This is a genomic window from Halobacillus halophilus DSM 2266 (assembly GCF_000284515.1).
GTDB lineage: Bacteria > Bacillota > Bacilli > Bacillales > Halobacillaceae > Halobacillus > Halobacillus halophilus.
Window position 1 is genome coordinate 3,706,630 of sequence record NC_017668.1, and the last position, 14,843, is coordinate 3,721,472.

The following is a 14,843-nucleotide window of genomic DNA, read 5'->3' on the forward strand; positions in this document are numbered from 1 at the left end:
TGGCGAAATAACTCGCTTTCCTATGGGGGAACGGTGAGCTTCTTCGCTCGTTTCACTCCCTGTGGGATCTCACCTAGTTCCTTCTCCCATGGGAGTCTCGCCATTTCCCCACCAGCCCAACTTTATTAGGAGGAACGGAACCTTCGGAAAGAGAGGATTTCCTCCTCCTGAACTTGCCTGAAATGCTTATATAAGAGGCTATCTCGCATAGTTCCAGCCTGGAAAAGTATATACGCCCATATGGTTATTTCTTCTCAAGCGGGTGAAGGACGGCCTCTAATTCGGTGGGTCCGGAGGGGGACGATGAAGACTCCTGTGGGATGAAAATGACAGGGGAGACCCCGGAAGGCGAAGCCTGAGGAGGCTCCACGCATTCCCCACGGAAAGCGAAATCGTCCCCCGGAGGACCTTTCTCATAACAATTATCTCGAAACTGAGTCTTCAAGTAATGGGAGCTTATCTTTAAGATCAGCACAATCTAACGAAGCTATTTTCACCGTACTCATTTAAAAAAGACGACCTGGCTATTTTACCGGTCGTCTTTTCTGCTTCTTCTTATTCGAATGAAATTGCCCAGCTGCCTTGGCGCATGACAGCTTCTTTAGTTCCGTCTTCCATAATTCCATCAATATCCAGTTTGTCGGACCCCATCATAAAATCGACATGGGACAAACTGTGGTTAATACCGTTTTGATCAAGTTCCTCTTCACTCATATCAGAGCCGCCTGTCATATTGTTAGGATAGGCTTTTCCAAGTGCTAAGTGGCAGGAAGCATTTTCATCATACAAAGTATTGTAGAATATTAATCCAGACTGAGAAATGGGTGACTCATGCGGTACAAGTGCCAATTCTCCCAGACGACGAGAACCTTCATCTGTATCAAGCAAATGCTTTAATGTCTCTTCTCCTTCTTCAGCAGAAAAGTCAGTTACTTTCCCCTCTTTAAAAGTAAGAGTAAAACCATCGATTACGTTCCCTCCGTAGTTCAAAGGCTTCGTACATGTTACTTTACCATCTACTCCGTACTTATGAGGAGCGGTGAACACTTCCTCTGTCGGCATATTTGGATTGAACTGAATATTTTCCTTCTCTGTCGTTGCAGGACCGCCTTTCCAAATATGTCCTTTTGGAAGAGCTACCTCTAAATCGGTGCCAGGTGCCTTATAAACCAGCTTGCTGTATTGTTTTTTATTCAGATATCCTCGGGCTTTAATCAAGGTTTCATTGTGTTCTTCCCACGCAGCTATCGGATCTTTCTGGTCGACGCGGACAATACTGAAGATCTGCTCCCACAGTTTATCCTGAGCCGTTTCTTCGCTTTCTCCCGGGAAAATCTTTTGGGCCCAAGCCGGAATTGGGATGCTTACAATTGACCACTGGAGGCGGTCATTCATCGTGTAATTTCTGAACGTCGACATTGCTTCTGACCTTGCCTTATTAGCTGCTGCCACCTTGCCTGCATCGATACCTTTTAGTAGATCAGGGTCAGTAGAACGGATGGAAAGGATTGCAGCCCCTTGTTCAGCAAAATAAGTGAACTTTTGCTGCTGCCATTCTGGAACTTCAGATAATGTCTCTTGTGACGCATACTCATATTTCATCCGCGTGAGTTCATCGTCACTCCAATTAATATGTACATCCTCGGCCCCCATCTCGAAAGCCTTCTTTGCGACGACACGAGTAAATTCAGCACCTTCAATGGTAGAGTTGATCATCAATTTTTGTTGTTCTTGTAAATTGACTCCTGTTCTTAAAGCCAGTTCTGCATATTTTTCCAGTTTATCTTGACTTGGCATTCTCATTTTGTACTTCCTCCCTGTCGAATTATTGTATCCGTATTCATTATTCCATATTTACATTCTCATGTCACAATAAGAGACCCGAGATGTTCCGGGTCTCTTAGTATTATCCATCACTTTCGATTTCTTCCACAATTAATGAAAGTTCTTCCCAACGTTCCATCTTCGCTTCTAATTCGTTTTCTAGTTCTTCTTGCTTTTTATACAGCCCTTGTACCTTATCGAAGTCACTCGCCGCAGCTGAAATTTCTTCTTCCGTTTCCTCAAGTTGAGTTTCTAAAGTGGCAATTTCATCTTCAATGGTTTCCCATTCTTGTTTTTCACGATAGGTAAGTTTACGTTTTCTGTTGGATCTTCTGGTTGCTTCCTGGGCAGAAGAGTTTTTTCTTTTACTATCCTCTTCCTTCGCTTCTTCTCGGCGCTGCTCTAAATACTCTGAGTAGTTTCCATAAAAACGCCGGATTTTTTCCCCTTCAAATGCAACGATCTTGTCAATCGTCCGGTCGAGGAAGTAGCGGTCGTGAGAAACCGTAATAACGACCCCTGGAAATTGGTCCAGATAATCTTCCAGTACACTAAGCGTTTCTGTATCTAAGTCGTTAGTAGGCTCATCTAAAAACAACACATTTGGTTCACTCATGAGTACGCGAAGCAGATAAAGCCTGCGGCGCTCTCCACCTGATAGGCGTTTAATATACGTCCATTGCTGAGGTCTCGGGAATAAAAAGCGTTCGAGCATCTGCTCCGCAGATACTTCGTCACCATCAGCCGTAGTAATGACCTCAGCCACTTCTTTAATATATTCGATAACTTTAAGGGATTCGTCCAGTTCCTCGTGGTCTTGAGTATAATAACCAATCTTAACAGTCGAACCAATCTTTACCTCGCCAGCATCCGGCTTAATTTTTTCTGCCATAATATTTAAAAGTGTTGTTTTTCCAGAACCATTCACTCCTATAATTCCTAAACGTTCACCTGGTACGACGAGATAATTAAAGTTCTCAACAATTTGGTGGGACCCAAAGGCCAGGGATACATCATCTAATTCAATAACTTGATTTCCTAGTCTTGTCGAACCGATGGCCATGTCCACCTGCTCTTTATGCGTATCAAACGTCTCATCCTTCATTGCTTCCACGCGCTGTTTCCTAGCCTTCTGTTTGGTCGTACGGGCTTTCACACCACTTTTCAGCCAGGCTAACTCTCTTTTTAGTGTATTACGGTGCTTTTGTTCAGCCTGGCGTTCCCACTCTTCACGTTCTGCTTTTTTCTCTAAGAAAGTTTCGTAGTTTCCTTCATAAATATATAAACTCCCTTTATCCAGTTCATAAATTAAGTTGGTTACTCGATTTAAGAAATATCTATCGTGAGTAATGACTATCAACGCGCCTTTATAAGAGGCCAAGTATTCCTCCAGCCATTCAATGGTTTCATTGTCTAAATGGTTGGTAGGTTCATCCAGAAGCAGCAAATCGGCAGGCTGAATTAGTGCTTTCGCTATAGCTACTCGCTTTTTCTGGCCGCCGGACAAATCTTTCACCTGTTTTTGATACGACTCAATTCCAAGCTTTGAGAGCACCGTCTTAGCCACAGTATTGGCTTCCCAGGCATTTTTCTCCTCCATCTTTTGCTGCAGGTCCAACATTCGCTGCTGCACATCCGGGTCTTCCGGATTTTGAGACAGTTCAATCATCACCTGTTCATACTTTCTCATCACTCTCATTATCTCTGAATCACCGTAATAGATCTGTTCCAGCACAGTTTTATCCTCTACCAGGTCGGGCTCTTGAGGTAAATATTCAACCGTAAAGTCTTTAGCATGATCGATTTGCCCACTGTCCGCTGTTTCCAGTTTGGCTAAAATTTTCAGCAAAGTCGACTTGCCTGTACCATTTACACCAATAAGGCCAATTCGCTGCTGATTGGTTATGGTAAACGATATATCCTCAAATAAATCCTTATCTCCGAAACTTTTGCTCATATGATCAATTGATAAAATACTCATCACGCTCATCCTTTTTCACACGAATCTTTTCCCATCATATCACATGAGCTCAGCTGAGTGCTGAGTGAAGCTCATATGTGAAGCGACCTTCCTTGTACGGATCTAAAAACCCCAGGACTTTAAAAGTCCTGGGGCAATCCTTACCTTTGTTGAGCTTGTCTTTCCGTTTCCTCTGCTTCAATCGGCTGGTCCCGTCTCCAATACTCCATTCCTTCAACATCTGGAAGGTGATCCTGATAGAAGACCGGATCGTTTCCTGCCACACGCTGCTTCCTGTAATCCTTTAGTGCATCGTATGCCACGGAGGATAATCGGAAAATGGCGTAAAGGTTAATTAAAGCCATAATCCCCATTGTTAAATCTGCAAGCGACCAGACAAGAGCAAATTCTGCAACCGCGCCAAACATTACCATAAACAGTACAGCGATACGATAGATGAAAATATTGGATGAACTGGATTTAATGAACTCAATATTTGTTTCACCATAATAATAATTTCCAATGATAGAACTGAAAGCAAATAAGAATATAGCGACCGCAATAAAGATCGAAGCCCATGTCCCTAACTCGGATTCAAAGGCCGACTGAGTGAGTTGAATGCCATCAAGGTCAGTACCTACATAATCACCTGCAAAGAGAATAATTACAGCAGTAGCGCTACAGATAAGTAAAGTATCTGTAAATACGCCAAGGGTTTGAATTAATCCCTGTTTAACTGGGTGTGTCACTTCTGATGTAGCAGCAGCGTTAGGAGCGCTCCCCATCCCAGCTTCGTTGGAAAACAGCCCCCGCTTAATACCTATTAAAATCATACCGCCGAAGGTACCGCCGGCCACCTCTCTAAACCCAAAGGCTCCTTGAAAGATTTGACCGATCATAGTTGGAACTTGACCAAAATTAATGAAAAGCACATAAGCAGCCAGAATAATATAGAAGATTGCCATAATCGGAATAATGTACTGAGTAACCTGTGCAATGCGTTTTAAGCCTCCGAAAATAATTAAGGCCACAATCAAAGTTAAAATTCCGCCCATCACCCATTTTTGAATATTAAATGAGTTTTCAAAAGCAAGGCGAATCGTATTCGACTGAACGGAACTAAATACCAGACCATAAGTAAATGTAATCGTAACAGCAAATAGAATACCCAGCTTACGGTTCTTGAGCCCTTTTTCCATATAATAAGCCGGACCGCCCCGATATTGATCTTTATCAGGAACCTTATAAATTTGCGCCAATGTACTCTCAATAAAAGCCGACGCTCCGCCGAGTATCGCAACAAGCCACATCCAAAACACAGCGCCTGGTCCACCAACTGTGATTGCAGCAGCTACACCAGCTAAGTTACCTGTTCCCACCCTGGAAGCCGTACTAATAGCAAATGCCTGGAATGGGGATGTACCTTTTTTCCCATCTGTCGAAATTGAACGCTTGTCGAACAGAACCTTAATCATTTCAGGAATGTAGCGGAACTGCACAAAATTAAGTTTAATCGAAAACCATAACCCACAACCTAGCAGGGTAGCCACAAGTATGTAACCCCACATGTAAGTATTTAAGGTTTCAAGTAAAGCACCCACGCTTCTCCACCTCCAAGTTTTATTCAAATAATTGCCAATTATGGAACATTTCCCAATACAATGCAGAATTAAACCGCTTTCTAATTAAAAACACCTTTATTAATCTACCAATAAACCTACTTAGACTCAAATGAAATATTTTTACAAATATAGAAACGTAATCTTACGTAATGGGAAGCAGATTTGGAAAAAGGGAAGTTGGAGTTTTTATCTTTCTATTGACTTGAGAATTATTTTCATTACAATAGTAAATGGGATTGAAAATCATTTTCAATAAGGAAAAACAATACTATACATACGAGGTGAAGGAAATGAAAAACAAATGGTTTTTAGTAAGCATTATGCTGATTGTATCCATCTTTGCTTTAGCTGCATGCGGCAGCGGTAACGATGAAGGCTCTTCCAATGAAAATGAAGATACTGAAGAAAGCTCTTCTGATGAAGGTTCCTCTGAAGAGAACGCTTCTCAAGAATCAGGCGGCGAAGTAAATCTATACACGGGCCGGCACTACGAAACTGATCAGGAGCTATATGATACATTCACAGAACAAACTGGTATTAAAGTTAATGTAATTAAAGGCGACGATGATGAACTGATTGCACGTCTTGATCGTGAAGGAAAGGCTTCTGAAGCTGATTTGTTAATGACTGCTGATGCAGGACGTTTATATAGAGCAAAATCTCAGGATCTCCTGCAAGAGGTCAACAGTGATGTTCTAAATGAGAATATTCCTGAGAAACTTCGTGATCAAGAAGGTCAATGGTTCGGACTTACAAAAAGAGCAAGAGTTATTGCTTACCATAAAGAGCGTGTAAATGAGGAAGATATTCAAACTTACATGGATCTTACAAAAGAGCAATTCCAGGATAAAGTGCTTATTCGCTCTTCTTCTAACATTTATAATCAGTCTCTTCTTGCTTCTATGATTGCTTTAGAAGGAGAAGAGAAAGCAAAAGAATGGGCACAGGGAATCGTTGATAACATGGCACGCGAACCAAAAGGCGGTGACCGTGACCAAGCTAAAGCTGTTGCAGCAGGCGAAGGTGACGTAGCCGTTATGAACACGTATTACCTTGGAAAACTTCTGAACTCTGAGGATCCAGAAGAAGTGAAAGTTGGAGAACAACTTGGCGTTATCTTCCCTAACCAGGATTCAACAGGTACTCACGTGAATATCAGTGGAATCGGGATGACAGCCAGCAGTAAAAATAAAGAAAATGCGCAGAAATTCATGGAATTTCTGACGACAGAAGAAGCGCAGAAACAATTCGCAGAAGCTAACTATGAATACCCTGTGAACCCAGATGTAGAGCCATCTGAGCTTCTTAAGAGCTGGGGAGAATTTAAAGAGCAGGACATTAATCTTTCTAAGCTGGGAGAAAACAACGATAAAGCAGTTAAAATTATGAACGAAGTGGGCTGGAAGTAATACTAATGCGCAAGTGCCGTACTCTTAGAGTACGGCACTTGGTATATATACAAATCAATTGAGAACTGTTATCATCTTTATAGGTGTTCACTCTTGAATTCACTAGACACAAGGCTGCCTGTTGGATTGAGGATTGAACTCAACGATGCCCTAAAGGACGTGTCCCGATTGAAGCTGTTCCGTAAGCTGCCTGGGTATATGAACATATGGTCTCTGTTTAGCTTGATCATTGTCATACTCATCTTGCTTCCAAACCTAACTATTCTAATTAATTTTTTTACTCAAGAAGCTGATAACTGGGCTCACATTCAGGAGTTTATTCTTCCAGATCTGCTTAAAAATACAAGTTTGCTAATCATATTTACAGGAGCTCTCACGATTTTAATTGGAACGAGCTTAGCCTGGCTTGTCTCCGCTTATGATTTTCCCATGAAAAAATTCTTTAAATGGGGTCTTATTCTGCCTTTAGCTATCCCGCCCTATATCGCGGGATACACGTACAATGGCATTCTGAATTATACGGGGGTCATCCAGTCAACTCTTCGAAATCAATTAGGATGGAAAGTCAACCAATCCTACTTTGATATATTAACTCTTCCCGGAGCCGTTTTTATCTTTACCCTCTTTCTGTTTCCTTATGTTTACACGATCACAAGAGGGTTTTTAATGAATCAATCTGCTTCTCTAGTTGAGAACGCCCGGCTGCTCGGGAGGAATCCCTGGGAAATCTTTTTCCGTGTGGTGCTACCGATTTCACGAAGTGCAATTGTCGGAGGCGTAAGTCTTGTCCTTTTGGAAGTACTGAATGATTACGGTGTTGTGCAATACTTTGGAATTCCTACTTTCAGTACGGCGATTTTCCAGACGTGGTTTGGAATGAATGACTTGAACTCAGCTATTAAACTATCTGCTACACTCATGTTTATTGTGTTTGGTATTCTCATTCTGGAAAAAGTTCTGAGAGGCCGTAAGAAGTACAGTTATTCTCAAGCTAAAGTGAGGCCGCTGACTCCAATAAAGCTTAAAGGAGCTAAAGCTTGGTCCGCTTTCAGTTACAGTCTGATCATATTTTTACTCGGGTTTTTGATTCCGTTTATTCAGTTAGTCGATTGGATGTTCTTAACATTTGATAAAATTGCCTCTCCACAGTTTATGAAGCTTATTTGGAACTCGCTGCTCGTTTCCTTTACAGGGGCAACTGCCATTATCATATTTGCTGTGATCATTGCGAACTTTTCACGAATGCACCAGAGTATCCTTTCTAAGTCAGCCGCACGGGTTACCATACTAGGATACTCAATACCAGGTGCAGTCATCGCTGTTGGAATAAGCACCGTTTTCATCCAGATTGATAACTTGTTATTTAGTTTCTACGAATTTATTGGTATGGAACCTACCTTATTCTTAAGTACCAGCTTGTTCATGCTGGTTTCAGCATATGTGATTCGCTTTCTGGCCATTGGATATAACTCGATGGAGTCTGGCTTTGATAAAATCGGCAACAAATTTACGGAAGCTTCCCGTATGCTCGGAATGAATTTAACCAAAACCTTCTTTAAAGTAGACCTTCGTATGGTTAAAGGTCCACTAATCAGCGGATTTATTCTTGCTTTTATTGAAATATTAAAAGAACTTCCTTTAACTCTGATTTTAAGACCATTTAACTTTGATACCTTATCTACTAAAGCCTTTCAATATGCAAGCGATGAACAAATCCATGAAGCTTCGCTCGCCTCTATTATAATCGTTCTTATTAGCGGGATTGCCATCTATATTTTCCACCAAGTATTAGAAAAGGAGCCAAACTGATATGTTTATCCAAATTGAAGACCTTTGTTTTAGCTATGGAAATTCAAAAAATAACACTATACAAAATTTCAATTTAACAATTGAACAGGGTGAAATAATCTCGATTCTTGGAGAGAGCGGCAGCGGTAAAAGTACAATACTGCGATTGCTTTGCGGACTGGAAACCCCAAGCTGCGGAAAAATTGAGATCAATGATCAAGTGATGACTGACGATCGGCGTTTCATATTACCTGAAAAGCGCGACATTGGTATGGTATTTCAGGACTATGCTCTCTTTCCTCATATGAATGTGAGCGAAAATATTCAGTTTGGACTGAAAGGTTTTGGGCGGAAAGCTAAGAAAAATCGAGTTCAGGAAGTTCTTGAGCTCGTTAATATGGAAAGCTACGCCAAGCGATATCCGCATGAATTAAGCGGCGGCCAGCAGCAGCGAATTGCTCTGGCACGAGCACTTGCTCCTAAACCTTCTTTACTGCTTCTGGATGAACCTTTCAGCAACTTGGACGCGGATTTACAAATTAAGATCCGCAATGAATTGAAAGAAATTATTAAGAAGACAGGGATCACTTCCATTTTTGTAACCCATGATCGTGAAGATTCAAGAGCTATAGCTGATCGCATTATAACGATGAGAGATGGAGCAGCCCACGACTGGAACTCCATTTGCACCTCACGTTACGATCAACAAGCCAATCAGAAAGAATTCGTCAATATTCCCTAGACCCATCCATAAAAAAACGCTGCCGTTCAACACGGCAGCGTTTTTTTCTTACCTATTTCTTTTCCAAGGTAATTTAGTTCCGAATTTCTCCGCAAGCTCTTTCGATTCTTTCCGTCTTTCTTTACGATATTCATGACGTCTCTTCGCTCCGTCATGCAGCCACTGTTCTTCTTCTGTTTCTGGATAGACACCTGGTACATTGGAAGGCTGGTTGTTGTCATCTACCGCAACCATCGATAGAAAAGCGGTGGTACACACTTTGCGGTCGCCTGATAGTAAATTTTCAGTAGTCGCTTTGACAAACACTTCCATGGAGGTGTTATGAGTGTAGGTAACAAATGCCTCTACACAAATCGTGTCTCCTTCCTGAACCGGCTGCAGAAAGTCAACCGAATCTGTTGAAGCTGTTACGACCGGCTTCCGGCAGTGCCGGACCGCAGCAATAGCAGCTACATCATCAATATAGGCCATCAATCTGCCTCCGAATAAAGTTCCGTGACTATTCGTGTCAGGTGGCAGTACATGTGAGCTTTTAACCGTAAGTGAATCTATACATGGTTTTGCATCCATTAGTTTCGTCTCTCCTTTATTCTATGGAATCGTTCTCTGATGATAGTATACCATGAACGTCTAAAATCAACCTTCCGGGGGTAAATGGATTTCGAATAAGGCCCCCGGCTGGTCTGAGTTGTTGGCGGCTTGAATTTTTCCACCGCTTCGCTCGATAATGGCTCTTGAAATAGCCAGACCCAGTCCTGTTTCCCCTTCTTTACCCTTAATAAAACGTTCAAATAATTGAGGCAGAAGATCTTCAGGAATTCCTTCTCCATCATCACTGACGTGGACTCTGAGACCTTTTTCATCTCTGAACGTATGAATTTGAATCTTATTTTGAGCATGGCGGACAGCATTACTTAATATGTTTATAAAGGCTTGCAGTACCCTCTCCTGATCTACATTAGAGTAAAATAAATCATTGGTGTCCACCTCAATTTCCACCCCTTTTTCCTGAGCTAACGGCAAGAGCCTGTCCTTTGCCTGATGAACTAGTTCGATAATCTCCGTGCGCTCAGGATGATATACATCTTCACTGCTGTCCAATTTGGCGAGCAGAATCATTTCATTTACTATTTTTTTCAACCGATCCGTCTCACTGACCATCACATTTAACCCTTTTTCGGCCGCTTCTCCTTCGAACACACCATCACGGATCCCTTCCGCATAGCCTTGAATGGACATAAGCGGTGTTTTCAGTTCATGAGAAGCATTTTGAAAGAATTGTTTCTGAGAGTGTATATAGCGGGCCAGTTCCTCTGCCATGTGACGAACACTTTGTTCTACTTCTTTAATTTCACCAGTAGCTTCTACAGGACGCACATCCTTAAATTGCCGTTTCTCAATTTTTTTAACTTCTTGTTTTAATTTCGTCAGAGGTGTCACCAGTCTGCGTGTCAGGAAGTAGCTAACCACAATGGCAAGAACCAGTCCAATTAAGAAAACGACCACCATCCGAAACGCGAATACCGATTGCACGGCCTGCAAATCATTGAGCGGTGTGGCCATCACGAGAACTTCATCATTTTCTTCGGACAATGGAAAGTCATAGATGACGTACTTCTCTCCCCCGCTTTCCCAGACTTCCTGGTTCTTAAGTTCACTTTCGTATTCCGCGATCCAGGTACGCGCGATGGACGGTGGCATCGTACGAAATAAAATATTATTGTCATTCTGGTTAAATAATAGGATAGGGTAATTTCGATCCTGAAGCAGCTGAGATAACTGAGGACTTCTTGAAGCATCTTCCTCGTTAATAATATCAATTAATAGTTCTGCCCTCGCTTTAAGCTGTCTTTGTTCATCCTGGATCAGCATGTCCATTAAAAGGGAGTAGATGAAAAAAGCTGTAATTGACATGATGATGATGATTAAAGCAGTAAATGCTGCATTCAGTTGATAGAGGAGTTTCATGAGGACTGTCCTTTGTCACGCAGCCTATAGCCATATCCCCATACGGTTTCAAGAGGAAGCTGCTTCATCTTTTTACGCAATCGCTTAACAAGGTCATCAACGGCCCGGTCACTGCCAAAGTAGTCTTCCCCCCATACCTTTACTAATAATTCCTCCCTGGAAAATGCACGGTTTACTTGAGACGCCAAAATCCTGAGCATTTCGAATTCCTTCGTGGTTACCTCTACTTCTTCATCCTGAAAATAAGCTCTACGTTCTCCTACATGTAAAAGGAGTTCTCCGCTTTCAATTCTATCTTCCCTGGAATGCTGTTCTGGCTGCATCACTTCCCAGCGTTTCAAATGACGTTTAACTCTTGCCACAAGCTCCCGAGGACTGAAAGGCTTGGTCAAATAATCATCTCCGCCAAGTTCCAATCCAAGGATCTTATCTACTTCTTCATCCTTAGCTGATATGATAATAATCGGGACCTGGGAGCTCTCTCTTACTTTTTTACAGAATTCATAGCCATCCATTCCAGGAAGCATAATATCCAGCACCCATAAATCAGGCGATTCACTTTCAAATATTTCCCACGCTTTCTCTGCTGTCTCAACTGCTGTTACTTTCAGTCCTTCTTTTTTTAAATATCCTTCTACTATATCTCTAATATTTGGATCATCTTCTACCAATCCAACGAATTGGTTCACTCGGATCACCTTCCTAAAGTTCAGGTTTTCTCTATCATCTCATATTTTTTTACTCTCCTCTCGTTTTACACACTTTTTCCACATTTTGTCCAAAATCATTCCATATATGAGTCGTAGAATAAGAATTGTACAAAGAAACACAGCACGAATTAGTCAGCAGCACTTATTCCTTTAAGGGAGGTCATTGCGTAAAATGATGGACGAAGAAAACAAAAACCAAGCCAAGCGTAGTTATAAACGTACAGGATTAGCATTCAGTGTATTAGGAGCTATTATAGCTGTTTTCATAGTAACCACAGTTTTTCAATGGAAAGGCGTTTCAATAAACGTTAATACAGACAAGCCTACCGCTCAAGCTGATGAATTGAACCTGGGTGAGTCTCAAAGCGCTACTACCCAGGCAATCAACGAGGCATCTGAAGCAGTAGTTGGCGTCAGCAAAATGAAAGAAACACCTCAAGGAACTCAAAAAGCCGGCACAGGTTCTGGGGTCATTTACAAAAAAGATGGTGATCAAGCTTATGTCGTAACGAACCATCATGTGGTAGAACAGGCCAGCAGTCTGGAAGTTGTCATAAGTGGTGGTAAAAAGGTAGAAGCTGAACTCAAAGGCACTGACCCATTAACAGACCTCGCCGTTTTACAAATAGATAGCGAACATGTCAAAAAGGTTGCCGACTTAGCTAAAGCAGAAGACGTAGAGGTCGGAGAAACAGCCATAGCCATAGGTAACCCTCTTGGCATGGAATTCGCAGGTTCCGCAACAAAAGGTATTGTCAGTGGTCTTGAACGCAATATCCCTGTAGATATTAACGGAGACCAACAGCCAGACTGGCAAACCGAAGTCATTCAAACGGACGCAGCGATTAACCCGGGGAACAGCGGCGGTGCGCTCGTTAACCTGCAAGGTGAAGTCATAGGTATCAATTCTATGAAAATCGCTAAAGAAGAAGTAGAAGGGATTGGCTTCTCCATCCCAATGAACGTAGCTAAACCAGTCATTAAAGATCTGGAGACAAATGGTGAAGTAAAACGCCCTTACATGGGTGTATCTCTTCAAGATCTCAGCCAAGTTCCCGGATCTATTCTACAGACAGATCTAAACCTGCCTGCTGATGTTTCTAAAGGCGTTATTGTCCAGGCAGTTGCTGAGAACTCTCCTGCTCAGAAAGCAAACCTAAGTCAATACGATGTAATTACTGAAATTGATGGCAATAAGATTGAATCACTTATGGATCTGCGTCAATTCCTTTATAACGATGTAAAAGATGGTGAAACTGTTGAACTAACCGTTTACCGAGACGGAGAACCTATGAAAGTAGATCTTAACCTTTCTTCTCAATAAGATAATAAATCCGGTGGGAGACAATTGAAGGAAGTGGACTTAGCCCGGCACTTCTGAGGTAGTTGTCGTTCTTACCACCAGGCATGCTAACTATTTTCAAAAACCATAAAAACCTCTCTCTTGTAAGGGTATCCATCGATCGCTCGTGGATACCCTTTTTTTATTGTTCTGTAACAAAAAAAACCACTGGCCTGCGGGGCAGCGGTTTATATGACTTCACACTTCTTCTTATTTTCTTACTCGAATTCGCACTTCACTCATTAGCTCATCTTCATTAGAAGTGATGAATGCATCCACAATCTGACGGATAAGAAAGGGACCTTCGGGATGATACCCTCTCGTTTTCACATACTCTAATAATTCCTCATATAAGGAGGTTTTAATACTATTTCTAGTATAAAGAGCTGCATACATTCCTTCTTTTAGTAACATTGTTCGGTCAGCGGTGATTTGCGGTTCTTCTGCAATGATGGTGTATATCCCTTCATATTCGGGAGGGTCTTCAACTCCCAGGTTTTCCAAAGACCTTATCAATCCAATACTCCCTGCCATTGAAGGAGAAAGTCCAGCTTCATATATTCTATTTTGAATGATCGCATTCATGTCATCGCTGGTCTTAATTTTGCCTTCATTTTCAATGAGTTTTGTTTCAGAAAAATATTGAATCCTTGGCTGGTTTATATAATTAGTACGTGCTGCTTGCTTTAAGGATTGAATTTTTCTATGCAGCTGTTCATTTCTTCTGGAAAGTTCATTGATTTTGTCACAATTCACCTGTTCTTGTCTTTTTAACCCGTTTATATAATCCTCTAATGTATGTTTCCTACCTGATGCGGGCATCGTCTCGGGTTCTTCTTCGTTTGAAGAAAAGGGTTTAATAGGATTGTTATAGAATTCTGAATTATGATCTATACTGCGTTTCTCCACAATTCCACCCCCTTTAGGTTAGTATTCTCACTCTCTACTATATCCATAATCTAGTACCATTTATACGGACCACATCTAAAAAACACTAACAATTTACAATTGCTACACTTCACTAACTTAGACCAGCTTTCCTTAAATATAGGCCTGGTTATATCTCCATATTGATAGTTACACTAAAGCTCCCATTACTTGAAGACTCAGTTTCGAGATAAATCGGGTCCTTTGCCAAAAAAGGGGAAGGCGGCTACGGAAACAACTCGCTTTCCTGCGGGGGAACTGGCAAGCCTCCGCGGTCGTTTCACTCCCTGTGGGGTCTCGCCTAGCTCCTTCTCCCGCGGGAGTCTCGTCGTTTCCTCCGCCACCCCAACGACCTCTAGTGAACGGACCCTTACAATAGGAGACAGGAACCATACTGTATCTGCCTCAAATGCTTCTAGTAAGGGTTGCTACACGCAAACAAACAACCAAAACCAGGGGTGGATTATAGATGCTCCTTGGTCATTGGAAGGCGATTATGCAGAGATTTCGGACTCTCCATGATTGCAAAGGGGCGGAAGGGAACGGCGAAG

At 41.9% G+C, this 14,843-nt stretch carries 11 protein-coding genes; 4 read left to right on the forward strand and 7 right to left on the reverse strand.

What is annotated here, in order from left to right:
- Positions 1-555: 555 nt before the first annotated feature.
- The 3 genes from HBHAL_RS18245 to HBHAL_RS18255 all read right to left on the reverse strand — a co-directional run bounded on the left by HBHAL_RS18245 (position 556) and on the right by HBHAL_RS18255 (position 5,352).
- Positions 556-1,803, reverse strand: a complete 1,248-nt coding sequence (locus HBHAL_RS18245) for an aminopeptidase (protein WP_014644990.1) — start codon at positions 1,801-1,803, stop codon at positions 556-558.
- Positions 1,804-1,906: 103 nt separating this feature from the next.
- Positions 1,907-3,805 (reverse strand): ABC-F family ATP-binding cassette domain-containing protein, encoded by a 1,899-nt coding sequence (locus HBHAL_RS18250; RefSeq protein WP_014644991.1) that lies wholly within the window; start codon positions 3,803-3,805, stop codon positions 1,907-1,909.
- Between the two features lie 140 nt (positions 3,806-3,945).
- Positions 3,946-5,352, reverse strand: coding sequence for an alanine/glycine:cation symporter family protein (locus tag HBHAL_RS18255; protein WP_051005651.1), 1,407 nt, complete (start codon positions 5,350-5,352; stop codon positions 3,946-3,948).
- A 344-nt stretch (positions 5,353-5,696) separates the two neighbouring features.
- Between HBHAL_RS18255 and HBHAL_RS18260 the strand changes: the two genes are divergently transcribed.
- The 3 genes from HBHAL_RS18260 (at position 5,697) to HBHAL_RS18270 (ending at position 9,345) form a co-directional block, all read left to right on the forward strand.
- Entirely contained in the window at positions 5,697-6,815 is a 1,119-nt protein-coding gene (locus HBHAL_RS18260) for a Fe(3+) ABC transporter substrate-binding protein (protein ID WP_014644993.1), read from the forward strand.
- A 198-nt stretch (positions 6,816-7,013) separates the two neighbouring features.
- On the forward strand, positions 7,014-8,624 hold the full coding sequence (locus tag HBHAL_RS18265; protein ID WP_014644994.1) for an ABC transporter permease: 1,611 nt from the start codon (positions 7,014-7,016) through the stop codon (positions 8,622-8,624).
- A 1-nt stretch (position 8,625) separates the two neighbouring features.
- Positions 8,626-9,345, forward strand: a complete 720-nt coding sequence (locus HBHAL_RS18270) for an ABC transporter ATP-binding protein (protein WP_014644995.1) — start codon at positions 8,626-8,628, stop codon at positions 9,343-9,345.
- A gap of 48 nt (positions 9,346-9,393) precedes the next feature.
- Here HBHAL_RS18270 and HBHAL_RS18275 read toward each other — a convergent pair whose 3' ends face one another.
- The 3 genes from HBHAL_RS18275 to HBHAL_RS18285 form a co-directional block, all read right to left on the reverse strand.
- Entirely contained in the window at positions 9,394-9,915 is a 522-nt protein-coding gene (locus HBHAL_RS18275; protein WP_014644996.1) for an acyl-CoA thioesterase, read from the reverse strand.
- A gap of 66 nt (positions 9,916-9,981) precedes the next feature.
- Complete coding sequence (locus HBHAL_RS18280) at positions 9,982-11,313, reverse strand: sensor histidine kinase (RefSeq protein ID WP_014644997.1); 1,332 nt, start codon at positions 11,311-11,313, stop codon at positions 9,982-9,984.
- Positions 11,310-12,002: a response regulator transcription factor gene (locus tag HBHAL_RS18285; protein WP_014644998.1), complete on the reverse strand. Its 693-nt coding sequence runs from the start codon at positions 12,000-12,002 to the stop codon at positions 11,310-11,312. Before HBHAL_RS18285 ends, HBHAL_RS18280 begins: the two co-directional genes overlap by 4 nt.
- A gap of 193 nt (positions 12,003-12,195) precedes the next feature.
- On the opposite strand from HBHAL_RS18285, the gene HBHAL_RS18290 reads away from it, so the two are divergent.
- Complete coding sequence (locus tag HBHAL_RS18290; RefSeq protein WP_014644999.1) at positions 12,196-13,347, forward strand: S1C family serine protease; 1,152 nt, start codon at positions 12,196-12,198, stop codon at positions 13,345-13,347.
- 228 nt (positions 13,348-13,575) lie between these two features.
- On the opposite strand, the gene HBHAL_RS18295 is transcribed toward HBHAL_RS18290, so the two are convergent.
- Positions 13,576-14,274, reverse strand: a complete 699-nt coding sequence (locus HBHAL_RS18295; protein WP_014645000.1) for a MerR family transcriptional regulator — start codon at positions 14,272-14,274, stop codon at positions 13,576-13,578.
- Between the last annotated feature and the right edge of the window lie 569 nt (positions 14,275-14,843).